Consider the following 16,404-nt stretch of genomic DNA (forward strand, 5'->3'; position numbering starts at 1 on the left):
CACTATGAAAAGATTGATTATCGATTGTGATCCGGGAAACGGCATAGCGGGTGCCAACACCGACGACGGCCTTGCGCTGGCGTTAGCATTGGCTTCCAGCTCGCTGTCGCTGGAACTGATTACCACCGTCACCGGCAACACGCCGAGCGCGGTGGGTGCGCAGGTGGCGAAAGATTTGCTGCAGCGGCTGGGACGTAACATTCCGGTGGTGCAGGGCGCGCTGCAGGCGCTGCGCGAAGATCCTGCGCCGTGGCGTGCGCGTCTTGATCACGTTGCCGATGAAAAGCTCGGTGAACTATGGCGCGGCGTGCGTCAGCCGCAGCGTATTCCGGCAGATGGGCATGATGCGGCTGGCGTGATGGGCCAACTGATTTGTGACAACCCCGGCGAGTTTACGCTGGTGGCGATCGGTCCGCTGACCAACGTGGCGCTGGCGCTGCAGCGTTATCCGCAAATGGCAGAATCGGTGGCAGAGATTGTGATTATGGGCGGCGTGTTTGCGCTGGATGATTACATCAAAGACACCAATTTTGGCCTCGATCCGGAAGCGGCGCATCAGGTACTGCACAGCGGCGCCACCATCACGCTGGTACCAATGGACGCCACCACGCAAACCTTGCTGACGCAGCAGGATCTCACGCGGCTTACCGCCAACGATCATCCATTGCCACAGTTTGTGCGCGAGACGTTACGCCCATGGATCGATTATTCGGTTCGCACCCGTCATTTGCCAGGCTGCTGGATTCATGATGCGCTGGTGGTCGCCTGGTTGCTGAATCAGCGTGTCGCCGACGGCGTGGATTACTATGTGGATATTGAGCTGCGTCCCGGCGCCACGCGCGGCAAAAGCTGGCGTTATCGCACGCCGCTGCGTCTGGATATCGGCGTGCCACCGCAAACTGGCGCGTTGGTGCATGTAATTCAAACCGTCAATAACGCGCTGCTGCTCGAGATGATCGAAAAGGCGTTTAATCAGCTGAAACGCTGAAGCCGTTTTCCAGGTGCGCATAAATGCGCACCCTACAAAATCGCCGTAGGGTCGCCATTCATGGCGACCTATTTCTCTCTGACTCACATGACACGCTTTTTTACACCGCGAATCACTCGCTGACAATTCCCGCCACAGCCCGCCTTTCTGACATGCTATATACAAACAGTTAACATAATAGTAACCCGTGAAATTATTCGCGCGGTAACTTCTACTATAAATCCGGCCATCGATCCGGAAGCTAATCAGACAGGATACCGACATGTTCAACTGGACTGCGACCCAGCGCAACGTGGCTTTTGCCAGTTTCGCGAGCTGGACGCTGGATGCGTTCGACTTCTTCATCTTAGTGTTTGTCCTCAGCGATCTTGCCCAGTATTTCCATACCAGCGTCTCCGATGTTTCCCTCGCCATCATGCTCACGCTCGCCGTGCGCCCGATCGGCGCGCTGCTGTTTGGTCGGCTGGCGGAGAAGTACGGCCGCCGACCGATTCTGATGCTCAATATCGTGATGTTCTCGGCGTTTGAACTGCTTTCGGCATGGTCGCCCACCTTCACGGCGTTCCTTGGTTTCCGCGTGATTTACGGCGTGGCGATGGGCGGCATTTGGGGCGTGGCGTCGTCGCTGGCGCTGGAAACCATTCCGGATCGCTCGCGCGGCTTGATGTCCGGCATCTTCCAGGCCGGTTATCCGTGCGGCTATCTGCTGGCGTCGGTGATTTTTGGTTTGTTCTTCGAAACGGTCGGCTGGCGCGGTATGTTCCTGATTGGCGCGTTGCCGATTCTGCTGCTGCCGTTTATCTACTTTAAAGTGCCGGAATCGCCGGTGTGGCTGGCGGCGCGCGAGCGCAAAGAGAGCAATGCGCTGCTGCCGATTATCCGTCAGCACTGGAAAATCTGTATTTATATGGTGCTGCTGATGGCCTGCTTTAACTTCTTCAGCCACGGTACGCAGGATCTCTATCCCACCTTCCTGAAAGTGCAGCATCAGTTCGATCCGCACACCGTCAGCATCATTGCTATCAGCTACAACATCGCGGCGATGCTAGGCGGCATCACCTTTGGTGCATTGTCCGAGCGGATTGGCCGCAAGCGCGCAATTATTCTGGCGTCGTTCCTCGCGCTGCCGGTGCTGCCGCTGTGGGCCTTCTCCAGCGGTTCATGGATGATCGGTATCGGCGCGTTTCTGATGCAGTTTATGGTGCAGGGCGCGTGGGGCGTGGTGCCGACTTATCTCACCGAACTGGTACCCGCTAATGCGCGCGCGGTGCTGCCGGGCTTTGTTTATCAGCTGGGGAATTTGATCGCCTCAGTGAATGCGACGGTGCAGTCACGTATCGCCGAAGCACACGGCGGCAATTACGGTTTGGGGATGGCGATTGTCGCCGGAACGGTGGCGGTGCTGATTTGCGTGTTGGTGGCGTTTGGTCGGGAGACGCGCGGCATCGAAATCTCCGGTGCCGCCGCGCGCGAGTCGTCTTAAAGCGCCTCGCAGACGTCAACCCATTTCGCCGCGGTGAGTTCTGCCATACGCTGCGGCGAAATGCGTACCGCACTATGAATCGATCCGGCTGCGGGCAGCACTTCGTCAAAGCTGCGCAGCGACACATCGCAATAGACGGTAAGCGGATTTTCCAGCCCGAATGGGCAAACGCCGCCGACCGGATGTCCGGTCCAGTTCACCACTTCATCCACGCTTAACATGCGCGCCTTGGCGCCGAGCGCAGCTTTCAGCTTGCGGTTGTCGAGACGCGCATCGCCGCGCGTAACGATCAGCACGATGGCATCTTTCACTTTCAGCGATAAGGTTTTGGCGATTTGCCCAGGCTGAACGCCATGAACGCGTGCGGCCAGCTCAACGGTGGCGGTGCTTTCCGGCATCTCGATGATGTCGATATCCGGTGCATGTTCGGCAAAGAAGTGCCGTACCGACTCCAGGCTCATTGTTATCTCCGGTAAAAACAGAGCCGAAAAAATGCCATAAGCCTGGAAAAGTGTAAACGGGAGAAAAGGAGAATCTGTAACAGAATGCGCGGGTGCTACACCGCTTTTAACGTGCAGTTACCACAACGTTCTACATCGGGGATGCGATAGCGCTGGCAGCAGCTGCGTCGCTCCATTTCGCCATTGCGCGGGATCATGGTGCGATACAGCGGGTTATCGCTGCCATCGAGCAGTGACTGAGTGAAAAATAGCGCCTGCTCTAACTGCAAAATCGTCTCTTCCGGCAGCTGGTTTTTCAACTCGCCAAGGAACCAGTAAAACGAAAAGCCCATGTTGTTCCAAATGAGCTTTGCATTGATATCACCGTGCTGTGTCATGCCATTCACTGCCGGCATCAGGCATTGCTGAATCAGGCGATCGATACGCTGCTGGCCATTGAAGTAGCGCGCATCCTCATCTTCCTGCACATCCAGCCAGAACGCGCACGGATGGCCGTTTTCGTGGAACTCAACGTGAATCAGATGCGGCGAGCAGTTCAGCGCGCGTGGTTCCTGCAATAACGCCATCATCAGCGGTGGCAGCAGCAGACCAAAATACCATTGCGCCCACAGCGACTGCAGCGGCTTAGCTTCCTGCTGCACATCGGGGTGATCGCGATAGAGATAATCGCTGTAGCGCTGCGTCAGGCGGCGATAGTGAAGCGGACTTGACCACTCGGCCAGCGTTAAGGTCCCGGCGGGTGCCGGCTGGCCGAGCTTGAGGTTGTCCAGCATGTAGCTGCGTTGTTCGCGCATCAGATCTTCCAGTGCGCTCGCTAAGCTGCGATCGCTCTGCATAAAGATCAGCGGATGTTCGCTAAAGCGATGATCCTGACGCGTGATGATGGCCATGCCGGTCCTGACTGATAACGGGAATCGAGAGACAAATGATAATCGTTCCCGTCATTTTGAACAACATTTCTGCACACGGCAAAGCTTGACGAGGTAAGCGTAGGGTCGTCATTCATGGCAACCAACAAAACCTTACGCCAGGTTGTCACTCGCCTGGGTCAATTTCGGCAAATCTTCCCACGCTAAAATGGTGTTACGTCCCTGATTTTTCGCCACATACAGTGCGCGATCGGCATTGGCCACCGCCTGATCAAAATCCTCATCGAAGATGGGCGCAATCCCCGCGCTGATGGTGACGTGTGTCGACACTTTCTCATTAAAGCGATGCGGAATTTCCAAATCCACCACGTACTGACGAATGCGCTCCGCCAGTTTCATCGCAATCGAGGCGTTCACGTTGGTCATCAGCACCAGAAACTCTTCGCCGCCGTAGCGCGTCACCACATCGCGCGATCGTACCGCGTCGCGGATTGCCACGGATACACGCGCTAGAGCCTGATCGCCCATCGCATGGCCGTAATTGTCGTTGTAAGCTTTGAAATGGTCGATATCCAGCAGCAGCACAAAGTGGCTGCCGGCGTGGTTTTCCATAATGGTATCAAGGCGGTTCTTTAATCCACGGCGGTTGTACAAGCCGGTAAGCGGATCGAGCATGCTCAAATCGCTAAAACTCTCTTTTTCCTCATACAGCTGGCTCACCAGCCGACGGGTAAAGGTATCAAAGCGACGACGCATTAAATGGTGCAGTGAAAAGCCGATTAACGGCAGCGTAATGGTGAATAAGATCATCATTAAATGCTGACCATCATCCAATAACAGCACGGTTAATACCGGCGGCGTGATGTGTAAACAAAATGCGATCAAATAATCACTTAGCGCAATGGCACTGATAAAGAAAACGCTTAACAGGCTGATAATTAAAAAGCTGCCATCAAAATAGTAAACCAGATGATATCTGTGGTTAATATGCCACGCCCACAGCGCACCCAATATAAAAGCGACAGGATTTAGTAGCGGTAATTTATGTTTTGACGCCATTAAACAAATAACCAGCAGCGTAGCGCTGAAGCCCGCCACAATGGCCACCGGCAGCGAGCGTATTGGGCTGTCGCTGCCTAAAATCGGCAGCAGGCAAAAAAGCGAAACGGCGACATTAAGAAACAGAAATAGCATCAGCGACAGCCGATATTTACTCTGTTTCAACTCATCATAAGATTGTAATTTCATTATTATTCTCGTGACAGCCCTGATATATCAAAGCGCTACCCGTAAGTAATAGTTTACCTACCCGGATAGAGAGCACGTTATTGTTGTGTTAGCGATATTGTTATCGGCGGCAATTTAGCATTTTCCAGTAATTCTGTCATCCGGCATGGCTTGCGACAAAAAATTCGCTGCAGGATGAGAAATATTATCATATGATAATGCGAATATTTATCATCTGAGGGTTGCGCAATGATCATGGCGATAATGGCCGCCTGCGGACTGTGGGGCGTGAGCTGGATAATGGGTAAACGTCTGGATAGCGGCTGGGGCGTGTTATTACCCTGCGCAGCGATGCCGGTTTTCGCGTTATGGGAACCGAGTTTCAGCCAATGGCGGATAGTGATGATTGTCGCGCTGCTGCTGACCGTGGTGATGCTGTTTCATCATCGTCTGCGTCATTATCTCCTGCTGCCGTCTTGTCTGGCATTGGCGGGCGGATTAGCGGCGGTGTCGGTCAATTTCCACGTCATCTGATCAAAACGCAGAAACGACAACATCACGCTGAGAGCGTGAAGTTCGTTGAAATCTTTTTGGGAATTTACTGCTCGAAAGGAGTGACAACTGTTGGTGCGAAGGGAGGGACTTGAACCCTCACGTCCGTAAGAACACTAACACCTGAAGCTAGCGCGTCTACCAATTCCGCCACCATCGCATCTTAGTTGTCTGTTTATATCGTCGCATTGGTGCGAAGGGAGGGACTTGAACCCTCACGTCCGTAAGAACACTAACACCTGAAGCTAGCGCGTCTACCAATTCCGCCACCATCGCTCAGTGCGCAGATATAAACTGTGTGATTTTAGTTTGGTGCGAAGGGAGGGACTTGAACCCTCACGTCCGTAAGAACACTAACACCTGAAGCTAGCGCGTCTACCAATTCCGCCACCATCGCAAACTAACAACACCCTAAAGTATTGCTAACCACGGAGGCGCATTTTAGAGATTTTACTCATTGCGTCAACACATATTTCGCGACGGCAAAACGATCGCTGTAAAAAGCAACGTTTCTGCCGCCGCGCTTGAATTAACGCGTTTTGGCACCGCGACCGTAGACGGCACGATAGACTTTAAAGCGTCCGGTTTGCGCCAGCACTTCGTGATTGCCGAAGGTTTCATCGAGAATTTGCGGATACGGCAGGAAGGCGTTAGCCACGATACGCAGTTCGCCGCCGCTGTTCAGATGCTTAAGCGCACCGCGAATCAGCGTGTTGGCCGCTTCAAGGCTGGTTTGCAGGCCATCGTGGAACGGCGGGTTGGAGATGATCATGTCAAAACGGCCGGTAACGTCAGAGAACACGTTACTGGCAAACACTTCACCTTCCAGTTCGTTGGCGGCCAGCGTGGCTTTACTCGCTTCAATCGCAGCAGCATGCACATCACACAGCCACAGACGCACGCGCGGCGACACTTTCGCCATCACGGTCGCCAACACGCCGCTGCCACAACCGATATCCAACACTTTGCCACGGAAGTGCGGCGTCAGCGTGGAGAGCAGCAAATCGCTGCCGATATCCAGACCATCGCGGCTGAATACGCCCGGCAAGGTATGGATGGTGAGATCCTCGAGCTGATAGGTATTGCCATAGCTGCTGGCATCAAAGGTCGGCTGCTTATCGAGACGACCGTGATACAGGCCGCAACGACGCGCGCTGTCGACTTTCTCCAGCGTTGCCCACTCTTCCAGCATGCCTTCGGCGCTGCGCACGCCGCTGCGGTTTTCACCCACCACGAAGATATCGCAGCCAACCGGCAGCAGAGAGAGCAGATTTTGCAGCTGGTACTGCGCTTCGGGTTTGTTTTTCGACCAGTAATAAACCAGCGTATCGCAGCCTTCAACATCGGCAGCGGTTGCGACCATGCTGTAAACCGCACGTTCACCAAGGCGGTGGCTGAGGTTCTGCCAGTGATGATATTGCTGGGTATGCACGCGGCTCGACGCGGTTTCTAGCTGGGCGGGCAGGTCATCCTGCAAGTCGCCAGCGAACAATACGTGGCGGGCGGTAAATTCATCACTGTGGCGCAGAATCACTTCGCTGGCCGGGGTAAAAGCAGACATGGAACGCTCCTGTTAAATCAGAGCGTGGATTATAGTGCTTTGTTGGCGCATGTTCGATGGGTTTGCTAGCATAGCGTCGCATTCTGGCAGCATAACGGGTAATAGCATGAGCACAAGGCGCGACTGGCTTCTACAGCAAATGGGGATTACGCAGTATCAGCTGCGGCGTCCGCGCGTGCTGCAAGGGGAAATTGCCGTCACGCTTTTGCCCGACACACGTTTGGTTCTGGTGGCCGAACAGGCACCGACGCTACAAGAACCGCTGATTCGCGACGTGCTGCGCGCGTTAAACCTTCAACCCGCGCAGGTGATGGCGTTAACGCCAGACCAGCTGCAAATGCTGCCGGAGCAGGTCGACTGCGCTGGCTGGCTGCTGGGCGTCGAGAGCGAACATCCCTTTAACGGCATTACCTTTAACACCGCCGTTTTCAATGAACTGATCAGCAGCGGCGCTGCAAAACGCGCCCTGTGGCAACAAATGTGTAACCATGACAGCCATCTCTTTAGTCACCCCTGAAGACCAGCCGCAGCTGCTGGCGATTGAGCGCCGCGCGCATGCCTTTCCGTGGAGCGAGCAGACGTTTAGCAGCAATCAAGGCGAACGTTTTGTTAATTTCCGTATTGATGTTGAAGGTAAGCTGGCCGGATTCGCCATCACCCAGGTGGTGCTGGATGAAGCCTCGCTGTTCAACATTGCGGTGGATCCCGATTTCCAGCGTCGCGGCCTGGCGCGCCAGCTGTTACAGCATCTGATTGCTGAGCTCGAGCAGCGCGACGTCATGACACTGTGGCTCGAAGTGCGCGCCTCAAACACGCCGGCGATTGCGTTGTATGAGCAGCTGGATTTCCATCAGGTGAGCGCACGCCCCAACTATTATCCCACTGCCAGCGGACGAGAAGATGCCATCATTATGGCGCTAACCCTTTAAGGAGCACCATGCTAAACGATTGGGACTGCATCCTGTTTGATGCAGACGACACGCTTTTCCATTTCGATGCTTACGCCGGTTTGCAGCGCATGTTTGCCCGCTATGACGTGCAATTTTCGGCGCAGGATTACACCGATTATCAGGCGATCAACAAGCCGCTGTGGGTCGATTACCAGAACGGCACCATTTCCGCGTTGCAGCTGCAAACGCGCCGCTTCACCTTGTGGGGCGAAAAGCTCAGCGTCGCGCCGGAAGTGCTCAACAGCGATTTCCTCAGCGCGATGGCCGATATCTGCCTGCCGCTGGAAGGCGCAGCGCATCTGCTGGAGACGCTGAAAGGCAAGGTGAAGATCGCCATCATCACCAACGGTTTCACCGCGCTACAACAGGCGCGCCTTGAGCGCACCGGTTTCCGCGATGTGTTTGATGCGTTGGTGATTTCTGAAGAAGTTGGCGTACCGAAACCTGACGTGGCGATCTTCGACCATACGCTGGCCTTGTTGGGCAATCCGGATCGCAGCCGCGTGCTGATGGTCGGCGATACGCCGGAATCGGATATTCTCGGCGGCATGAATGCCGGTCTCAAGACTTGCTGGATCGATCACGGTACGCGTCCGTTACCCGATCACATCACGCCGACCTGGCAAGTAAAGACGCTGGCCGAGCTGGAAGCGATTCTGACCAAAGATTAAAAGTATCTATTCACCGTTATCATTGTGATGATGCTAAGAAGCCCGCTGTGCGGGCTTCTTTGTGCAAAAAATCTATTCAAGTATCTATTCACGAATCTATTCACGAATCTATTCATGAAGGTGCTGAGGAGGAAACGGAGAGATCGTTAACGCTCTTTTTCTGTCTCTGATATTGCCGTCTGCGTCTCTTCTTCCTCTTTCTCTTTATCCTCTTTCACCGTGCGGCTCGCCGTTAGCAGGAACGGCGATTGCTGCCAGCGGGTGCGGCGGTCACGCAGCAGGGTGCGCGTAAGGATAATGCCGATGGCCAGCGCCAGTAACATCATCAGGCGCAGGATGTTAGTGGTGTTATCCACCTGACGCGATTCCGTTACCAGCACGTGGGTATCCAGCGTGACGCGCAGGAAGCCTTGCGGGCCATCTTTGCCTTCCAGCGGTTGCACAATTTGATGGTTAAAGTAGCTGCCGGCGCGTTTACCATCCAGCGACAGGCGATCGCGCACATTAATGCTTTCGCCGCTGTGCGCCACCAGGCTGCCATCATCGGCGTAAACGGAGGCATCAAGAATACGGCTGTTATCGGTCATCTGATTGAGGATCGCGGCAATCTGCGTGCGGTTATCGTCGCTGTTATCCATCAAAGGTTTAAGGCTAAACGCCACCTGTTTAGTCAGCGTGCGCGCCAGTTCTTCCACTTGTTCAGAGCGTGCCATTTGATGGCCGAGGCTAAACCAGGATGCACCTTGCATCAGAACCACTAACAGAGCCAGCGAGATAAGAACAATCACCGTGCGATGCAGGCGAAATTTCAGTGCGGTTTTAACCATCAGAAACCCGTGTGATGTAACAGCAGAAAGGCTGGCAATTATGTTGCCAGAACCCGCGCAGACAAGGTAGCCTCTTGCGTGGTTTTGTTGTCCCTACAGGAGCTGTAATGCCAAATCGTCTTACCTGGTGCGATCTGCCCGCCGATGTTTCACTTTGGCCGGGTTTACCCCTTTCCCTCAGCGGTGATGAAGTGATGCCGCTGGATTACCGTGCCGGTCGAACTGGCTGGTTGCTGTATGGGCGCGGGCTCGATAAACAAAAACTCACCGATTATCAGCATAAGCTGGGTGCGGCGATGGTGATCGTCAGCGCCTGGAATGTCGATGAGTATCAGGTGATACGTCTGGCAGGCTCGCTGACGCCGCGCGCCAGCAAACTGGCGCATGAAGCCGGTTTTGATGTGGCGCCGCTCGGCAAAATCCCGCATCTGAAAACCCCTGGCTTGCTGGTGATGGACATGGATTCCACCGCGATCCAGATTGAGTGCATCGATGAGATCGCCAAGCTGGCGGGCTGCGGTGAGCAGGTGGCGGACGTCACCGAACGCGCCATGCGTGGCGAGCTGGATTTCAAAGCCAGCCTGCGCGAGCGCGTCGGCACTTTAGCGGGCGCGGATGCCAATATCCTGATGCAGGTGCGCGACGCGCTGCCGCTGATGCCAGGCTTAACCACGCTGGTGCAGAAACTGCAGGCGCTGGGCTGGCAGGTGGCGATCGCCTCGGGCGGCTTCACCTTCTACGCCGACTATTTGCGCCAGACGCTGCATTTAGCTGCGGCGGTGGCCAACGAGCTGGAAATTCGCGACGGCAAGCTGACCGGCCAGGTGCTGGGACAGATTGTCGATGCCCAATTTAAAGCCGATACCCTGAACGATCTTGCCGAGCGCTTTAATATTGCCCCGGAACAGACCGTGGCGATTGGCGATGGTGCCAACGATCTGCCGATGATTAAAACGGCGGCGCTGGGTATCGCCTATCATGCTAAACCTAAAGTGAATGAGCAGACGGAAATCATCATCCGCCATGCTGACCTGATGGGCGTGTTCTGCATCCTGACCGGCAGCCTGATTCACGAAGAGCGTTAACTGAGGATTTGATTTGGCCAAAGCGGCAAAACGCGCCTTCGTTTGTAACGAATGCGGCGCTGATTATCCGCGCTGGCAGGGGCAATGCAGCGCCTGCCATGCGTGGAACACCATCACCGAGGTGCGCATTGCCGCCTCGCCTGCGGCGGCGCGTAACGAGCGTCTGAGCGGTTATGCCGGCGGCAACGCGGGCGTGAGCCGCGTGCAGAAGCTTTCAGAGATCAGCCTCGAAGCCCTGCCGCGTTTCTCTACCAGTTTCAAAGAGTTCGATCGCGTATTGGGCGGCGGCGTGGTGCCGGGCAGCGCCATCTTGATTGGTGGTAATCCGGGCGCCGGTAAATCGACGCTGCTGCTGCAGGTCATGTGCAAGCTGGCGGAAGGGATGAAAACCCTGTACGTCACCGGCGAAGAATCACTGCAACAGGTGGCGATGCGCGCCCATCGTCTGGGATTACCCACCGAAAACCTCAACATGTTGTCGGAAACCAGCATCGAGCAGATCTGCCTGATCGCCGAGCAGGAGCAGCCGAAACTGATGGTGATCGACTCGATCCAGGTGATGCACATGGCGGAGATCCAATCCTCGCCAGGCAGCGTGGCGCAGGTGCGTGAAACGGCGGCGTACCTGACGCGCTTCGCCAAAACGCGCGGCGTGGCGATCATTATGGTCGGTCACGTCACCAAAGACGGTTCGCTGGCCGGTCCGAAGGTGCTGGAACACTGTATCGACTGTTCGGTGATGCTGGATGGCGATGCCGATTCCCGTTTCCGTACCTTGCGCAGCCATAAAAACCGCTTTGGCGCGGTGAATGAGCTGGGCGTGTTTGCCATGACCGAACAAGGCATGCGCGAAGTCAGCAATCCTTCGGCCATCTTCCTGTCACGCGGTGATGAGATCACCTCGGGCAGTTCGGTAATGGTGCTGTGGGAAGGCACGCGTCCGCTGCTGGTCGAGATTCAGGCGCTGGTGGACCATTCGATGATGGGCAATCCACGCCGCGTCGCGGTTGGGCTGGAGCAGAATCGCCTGGCGATCCTGTTAGCGGTGCTGCATCGCCATGGCGGCTTGCAGATGGCGGATCAGGATGTGTTTGTTAACGTGGTCGGCGGCGTAAAAGTCACCGAAACCAGCGTCGATTTGGCGCTGCTGATGGCGATGGTATCGAGCTTCCGCGATCGTCCGCTGCCGCAGGATCTGGTTATCTTTGGCGAAGTGGGCCTTGCCGGCGAAATTCGCCCGGTGCCGAGCGGTCAGGAGCGGATTTCCGAAGCGGCGAAGCACGGTTTCAAGCGCGCCATCGTTCCGGCCGGTAATGCACCGAAGAAACCGGTAGAAGGGATGAAGGTGTACAGCGCGAAGAAGCTGGCGGATGCGTTAGCGATTCTGGATGAGTTGTAAGTTTTCCCGGTCGGCATTCATGCCGACCCTACATTTGTAGGGTGCGCATTTATGCGCACCGTCTTAAAGGCCGCACCGCCCTTTATTCCACGCAGGAGGCACGCAATGTCATCATTTGACTACCTGAAAACAGCCATTCGCCAGCAAGGCCACACGCTGCAGCAGGTTGCCGACGCCAGCGGAATGACCAAAGGCTACTTAAGCCAGCTGCTCAACGCCAAAATCAAAAGCCCGAGCGCGCAGAAGCTGGAAGCGCTGCACCGTTTTCTTGGCCTGGAATTTCCGCGCCGTGATAAAACCGTTGGTGTGGTGTTCGGGAAATTTTATCCGCTGCATACCGGCCATATTTATCTGATCCAGCGCGCCTGCAGTCAGGTCGATGAACTGCATATCATCATGGGCCACGACGAGCCGCGCGATCGTGAACTGTTTGAAAACAGCGCCATGTCGCAGCAGCCGACCATCAGCGATCGACTACGCTGGTTGCTGCAAACCTTCAAATACCAGAAAAATATCCGCATCCATTCGTTTGACGAAGAGGGCATTGAACCTTATCCGCACGGCTGGGATGTGTGGAGCGGCGGCGTCAAAACCTTTCTGGCTGAGCAGGGCATCGAACCAAATTGTGTCTACACCAGTGAAGAACCCGATGCCGCAATGTATGAGCAGCACCTTGGCATTCCGGCGGTGGTGATCGATCCTAATCGATCCTTTATGAACATCAGCGGCGGCCAGATTCGTCAGGATCCGTTCCGCTACTGGGAATACATTCCCACCGAAGTGAAGCCGTTCTTCGTGCGCACCGTGGCGGTGCTGGGCGGCGAGTCGAGCGGCAAATCAACGCTGGTGAACAAGCTGGCGAATATCTTCAACACCACCAGCGCATGGGAATATGGCCGCGATTATGTTTTCTCGCACCTCGGTGGCGACGAGATGGCGCTGCAATATTCCGACTACGACAAAATCGCGCTGGGCCAGGCGCAGTACATCGACTTCGCCGTGAAGTACGCCAGCAAAGTCGCCTTTATCGATACCGATTTCATCACCACGCAGGCGTTTTGCCTCAAGTATGAAGGACGCGAGCACCCGTTTGTGCAGGCGTTGATTGATGAGTACCGTTTCGACCTGGTGATTTTGCTGGAAAATAACGTGCCCTGGGTGGCGGATGGATTGCGCAGCCTCGGCAGTTCCATGGATCGCCGCGAGTTCCAGACCATGCTGATCACCATGCTGCGTGAAAACAATATCGAGTTTGTTCACGTCAAAGAAGATGACTACGACACGCGCTTCCTGCGCTGCGTCGAGTTAGTGAAGCAGATGCTGGGCAGTTGATTCAGCCATAAAAAAAGGCGCCATGCGGCGCCTTTTTTACAGCAAAAGCCTTACTTCGCCATACGCTTGTACTTGATACGTTTCGGCTCCAGCGCGTCGGCGCCGAGGGTGCGTTTCTTGTATTCTTCGTACTCGGTGAAGTTACCTTCGAAGAACTCCACCTTGCCTTCATCTTGATAATCGATGATGTGGGTGGCGATACGGTCGAGGAACCAACGGTCATGCGAGATCACCATGGCACAGCCAGGGAATTCCAGCAGGGCGTTTTCCAGCGCGCGCAGGGTTTCGATGTCGAGGTCGTTGGTTGGTTCATCGAGCAGCAACAGGTTGCCGCCGACTTGCAGCAGCTTGGCGAGGTGCAGACGACCGCGCTCACCACCTGACAATTCACCAACGCGTTTGCCCTGATCGGTGCCTTTGAAGTTGAAACGACCAACGTAAGCACGGCTTGGCATCTCGGTGTTGCCCACGCGCATAATATCCTGACCGCCAGACACTTCTTCAAACACGGTTTTGGAGTTGTCCATCGCGTCACGGAACTGATCAACCGACGCCAGCTTGACGGTTTCGCCCAGCTCGATGGTGCCGGAATCCGGTTGCTCCTGACCTGACATCATGCGGAACAGCGTTGATTTACCCGCGCCGTTCGGACCGATGATGCCGACAATCGCACCTTTCGGTACCGAGAAGGTCAGATCGTCGATCAGTACGCGATCGCCATACGATTTCTTCAGGTTGGTCACTTCCAGCACTTTGTCGCCGAGGCGTGCGCCAGGTGGAATGAAGAGTTCGTTGGTTTCGTTACGCTTCTGGTAATCGGTGTTGTTCAGCTCTTCAAAGCGTGCCAGACGGGCTTTGCCCTTGGACTGACGGCCTTTCGCGCCTTGACGCACCCACTCCAGCTCTTTCTCGATAGATTTGCGACGCGCCGCTTCAGAAGACGCTTCCTGCGCCAGACGCTGATCTTTCTGCTCCAGCCAGGAAGAGTAGTTACCTTCCCACGGAATACCTTCGCCGCGGTCCAGCTCCAGAATCCAGCCAGCCACGTTATCCAGGAAGTAACGGTCGTGCGTGATCGCCACAACGGTGCCTTCGAAGTCGTGCAGGAAGCGCTCGAGCCACGCCACGGATTCGGCATCCAGGTGGTTGGTTGGTTCGTCGAGCAGCAGCATGTCTGGCTTTTCCAGCAGCAGACGGCACAGCGCCACGCGACGGCGCTCACCACCAGAAAGGGTCGCGATTTTGGCATCCCAGTCTGGCAGACGCATCGCATCAGCCGCACGGTTCAGTTGGGTATCGAGGTTGTGACCATCATGCGCCTGGATCACTTCTTCCAGACGACCCTGTTCAGCGGCCAGCTTATCGAAGTCCGCATCGGGATCGGCATACAGCGCATACACTTCGTCGAGACGCTTCAGCGCGCCAACCACTTCTGAAACCGCTTCTTCAACGGATTCACGCACGGTGTGCTCCGGGTTCAGCTGCGGTTCCTGCGGCAGATAACCCACATTGATGCCCGGCTGCGGGCGTGCTTCCCCTTCAATATCGGTATCGATACCGGCCATGATGCGCAGCAGCGTCGATTTACCCGAGCCGTTCAGGCCGAGTACACCGATTTTTGCTCCAGGGAAGAAGCTAAGAGAAATATTCTTCAGGATGTGACGCTTCGGCGGAACGACCTTGCCGACGCGATGCATGCTATAGACGAATTGAGCCACGTTGGATTGAGCCTTTTGGTCTGTGAGTTATGAACTTTAGGTACAGAAGTTTAGCTGTTTTCACCTTTTATTCATACCCGTCATACATCGGCTTGCCGCGGTCTTTATCGGTCACCATAGATGGCGACCCTACAACACATCTGCACGCTTTTGTAGGGTCGCCATTTATGGTGACCACATGCAATATCATCAACTTATGGCAAACGCAGCGGGATGTTTTGTTGCGCCAGCCAGCTCTTCAGCGCCGGTTCGGGCGCGCTATCGCTGACCAGCAAATCAAAACGGCGCAGTTCACCAATGCGCGCCGGCAGCACTTTGCCAAATTTACTGCTGTCCGCCACCAGCACGCGCTGACGTGCGCGCAGCATCGCGTGGTGCTTCATCGCCAGCTCGTTAATGTTGTAGCAGGTTGCGCCCTGTTCCTGATCGATGCCTGCCGCTGAAATAAACGCCAGCGTCGGGCAGAGATCGTCGAGGATAGAATGCGCGCCAATCGGCGTGAACAGCGCGTTGTCGGCGTGGAACTCGCCGCCGCTGAGAATCACGTTGCAGGCCGGTTTCTCTTTCAGCGCCAGGAAAGTGTTCATCGCGCAACAGATGGCGGTGAACGGCAAGGTGTCAGGGATCGCATCCACGATGTAGGGCAGCGTGGTGCCGCAATCAAAAAACACCGTGTCATTTTCACTGATCAGATCCGCAGCAGCCTGCGCCAGGCGCTGCTTGCGTGCGGCGTTCTGACCGTGCTGATCGGAGATGAAGTAGTGCCCGGCGTGGCTTTTGGGATCGCTAACGATATAGCCGCCCAGCAGCACCACGGTTGAAGCCGGTTCGGTGAGATCGCGGCGGATAGTCATTTCCGACACGCCCAGCAGCTGCGCCGCGTCTTTCAGATGCAGTTTATCGGTGCGTTTCAGCGCCTGAGCCAACTTGTGAATACGTTCGTCGCGCCGGGTTTCCATGATCATCTCTGCGTAATTAATCCTGAAGTCGAAGTAGCCTGGTCAAAAATCACGATAAATCTCACATATTTTAATGATTTGCGACGTATCCAGCAGGCCAGTTTTCAATCTTACCTGTAATGAGATCGGCCCGCAAACCTCACGCAGTGCCGCCAATATGTTGCTCTCTAGCCGCTTCGCTCGCCGCCAGGTTGCCTGCTCAATGTTGTTGCATTGTTAGAATAATAACATTCATTTCCATGAATGAATGGCTGTTTATCGGCTTTTTGTCATGATGTTGAGGTGTGAAATTTATCACATAATTAACTTTATTAACCTGATA

General features: G+C 55.4%; 16 protein-coding genes and 3 tRNA genes. 9 read left to right on the top strand and 10 right to left on the bottom strand.

Features of this window, described 5'->3' with window-relative positions; genetic code table 11:
• Nucleotides 1-4 precede the first annotated feature (4 nt).
• On the top strand, nt 5-988 hold the full coding sequence (locus tag NQH49_RS03055; RefSeq protein WP_256698341.1) for a nucleoside hydrolase: 984 nt from the start codon (nt 5-7) through the stop codon (nt 986-988).
• 262 nt (nt 989-1,250) lie between these two features.
• A complete protein-coding gene (locus NQH49_RS03060) occupies nt 1,251-2,471 on the top strand; it encodes an MFS transporter (RefSeq protein WP_256698342.1) in 1,221 nt (406 codons plus the stop codon).
• Here the strand turns inward: NQH49_RS03060 and NQH49_RS03065 are convergent.
• The 3 genes from NQH49_RS03065 to NQH49_RS03075 all read right to left on the bottom strand — a co-directional run bounded on the left by NQH49_RS03065 (nt 2,468) and on the right by NQH49_RS03075 (nt 5,049).
• Nucleotides 2,468-2,932 (bottom strand): YbaK/EbsC family protein, encoded by a 465-nt coding sequence (locus tag NQH49_RS03065; protein ID WP_008107722.1) that lies wholly within the window; start codon nt 2,930-2,932, stop codon nt 2,468-2,470. The genes NQH49_RS03060 and NQH49_RS03065 overlap by 4 nt on opposite strands.
• 95 nt (nt 2,933-3,027) lie before the next feature.
• A complete protein-coding gene (fhuF, locus tag NQH49_RS03070; protein WP_256698343.1) occupies nt 3,028-3,822 on the bottom strand; it encodes a siderophore-iron reductase FhuF in 795 nt (264 codons plus the stop codon).
• A 132-nt stretch (nt 3,823-3,954) separates the two neighbouring features.
• Nucleotides 3,955-5,049: a GGDEF domain-containing protein gene (locus NQH49_RS03075; protein ID WP_256698344.1), complete on the bottom strand. Its 1,095-nt coding sequence runs from the start codon at nt 5,047-5,049 to the stop codon at nt 3,955-3,957.
• 228 nt (nt 5,050-5,277) lie between these two features.
• Between NQH49_RS03075 and NQH49_RS03080 the strand changes: the two genes are divergently transcribed.
• A complete protein-coding gene (locus NQH49_RS03080; RefSeq protein WP_154181769.1) occupies nt 5,278-5,562 on the top strand; it encodes a DUF1435 domain-containing protein in 285 nt (94 codons plus the stop codon).
• Between the two features lie 91 nt (nt 5,563-5,653).
• On the opposite strand, the gene NQH49_RS03085 is transcribed toward NQH49_RS03080, so the two are convergent.
• The 4 genes from NQH49_RS03085 to rsmC all read right to left on the bottom strand — a co-directional run bounded on the left by NQH49_RS03085 (nt 5,654) and on the right by rsmC (nt 7,141).
• Nucleotides 5,654-5,740, bottom strand: a tRNA-Leu gene (locus NQH49_RS03085).
• Between the two features lie 29 nt (nt 5,741-5,769).
• A tRNA-Leu gene (locus NQH49_RS03090) sits at nt 5,770-5,856 on the bottom strand.
• Between the two features lie 34 nt (nt 5,857-5,890).
• Nucleotides 5,891-5,977: transfer RNA gene (locus NQH49_RS03095), tRNA-Leu, on the bottom strand.
• Between the two features lie 132 nt (nt 5,978-6,109).
• Nucleotides 6,110-7,141 carry a 16S rRNA (guanine(1207)-N(2))-methyltransferase RsmC gene (gene rsmC / locus NQH49_RS03100; protein ID WP_008101784.1) on the bottom strand — a complete coding sequence of 344 codons (1,032 nt, stop codon included), beginning with the start codon at nt 7,139-7,141 and terminating at the stop codon, nt 6,110-6,112.
• A gap of 106 nt (nt 7,142-7,247) precedes the next feature.
• On the opposite strand from rsmC, the gene NQH49_RS03105 reads away from it, so the two are divergent.
• From NQH49_RS03105 to yjjG, 3 genes are read left to right on the top strand one after another with little or no spacing between them, the layout of a single operon-like run.
• Nucleotides 7,248-7,658, top strand: a complete 411-nt coding sequence (locus tag NQH49_RS03105; RefSeq protein WP_036647611.1) for a DNA polymerase III subunit psi — start codon at nt 7,248-7,250, stop codon at nt 7,656-7,658.
• Nucleotides 7,630-8,070: a ribosomal protein S18-alanine N-acetyltransferase gene (gene rimI / locus NQH49_RS03110; protein ID WP_256698345.1), complete on the top strand. Its 441-nt coding sequence runs from the start codon at nt 7,630-7,632 to the stop codon at nt 8,068-8,070. Before NQH49_RS03105 ends, rimI begins: the two co-directional genes overlap by 29 nt.
• Before the next feature lie 8 nt (nt 8,071-8,078).
• Nucleotides 8,079-8,762 carry a pyrimidine 5'-nucleotidase gene (gene yjjG, locus NQH49_RS03115; protein WP_256698346.1) on the top strand — a complete coding sequence of 228 codons (684 nt, stop codon included), beginning with the start codon at nt 8,079-8,081 and terminating at the stop codon, nt 8,760-8,762.
• 146 nt (nt 8,763-8,908) lie between these two features.
• Here the strand turns inward: yjjG and NQH49_RS03120 are convergent, their stop codons facing one another.
• The gene (locus tag NQH49_RS03120) at nt 8,909-9,589 is read right to left on the bottom strand and encodes a YtjB family periplasmic protein (protein ID WP_256698348.1); all 681 of its coding nucleotides are present in this window, start codon (nt 9,587-9,589) and stop codon (nt 8,909-8,911) included.
• A gap of 107 nt (nt 9,590-9,696) precedes the next feature.
• Between NQH49_RS03120 and serB the strand changes: the two genes are divergently transcribed.
• From serB to nadR, 3 genes are all read left to right on the top strand, one after another.
• Nucleotides 9,697-10,674 (top strand): phosphoserine phosphatase, encoded by a 978-nt coding sequence (serB, locus tag NQH49_RS03125; protein WP_256698349.1) that lies wholly within the window; start codon nt 9,697-9,699, stop codon nt 10,672-10,674.
• Nucleotides 10,675-10,687: 13 nt separating this feature from the next.
• A complete protein-coding gene (gene radA, locus NQH49_RS03130) occupies nt 10,688-12,073 on the top strand; it encodes a DNA repair protein RadA (RefSeq protein WP_007886867.1) in 1,386 nt (461 codons plus the stop codon).
• A 105-nt stretch (nt 12,074-12,178) separates the two neighbouring features.
• Entirely contained in the window at nt 12,179-13,405 is a 1,227-nt protein-coding gene (gene nadR / locus NQH49_RS03135; protein WP_256698350.1) for a multifunctional transcriptional regulator/nicotinamide-nucleotide adenylyltransferase/ribosylnicotinamide kinase NadR, read from the top strand.
• 50 nt (nt 13,406-13,455) lie between these two features.
• Here the strand turns inward: nadR and ettA are convergent, their stop codons facing one another.
• On the bottom strand, nt 13,456-15,123 hold the full coding sequence (ettA, locus tag NQH49_RS03140) for an energy-dependent translational throttle protein EttA (protein ID WP_097095007.1): 1,668 nt from the start codon (nt 15,121-15,123) through the stop codon (nt 13,456-13,458).
• Between the two features lie 194 nt (nt 15,124-15,317).
• Nucleotides 15,318-16,082 carry a DNA-binding transcriptional repressor DeoR gene (gene deoR / locus NQH49_RS03145; RefSeq protein WP_256698476.1) on the bottom strand — a complete coding sequence of 255 codons (765 nt, stop codon included), beginning with the start codon at nt 16,080-16,082 and terminating at the stop codon, nt 15,318-15,320.
• Nucleotides 16,083-16,404: the final 322 nt, after the last annotated feature.

The organism is Pantoea trifolii (assembly GCF_024506435.1).
Lineage (GTDB): Bacteria > Pseudomonadota > Gammaproteobacteria > Enterobacterales > Enterobacteriaceae > Pantoea > Pantoea trifolii.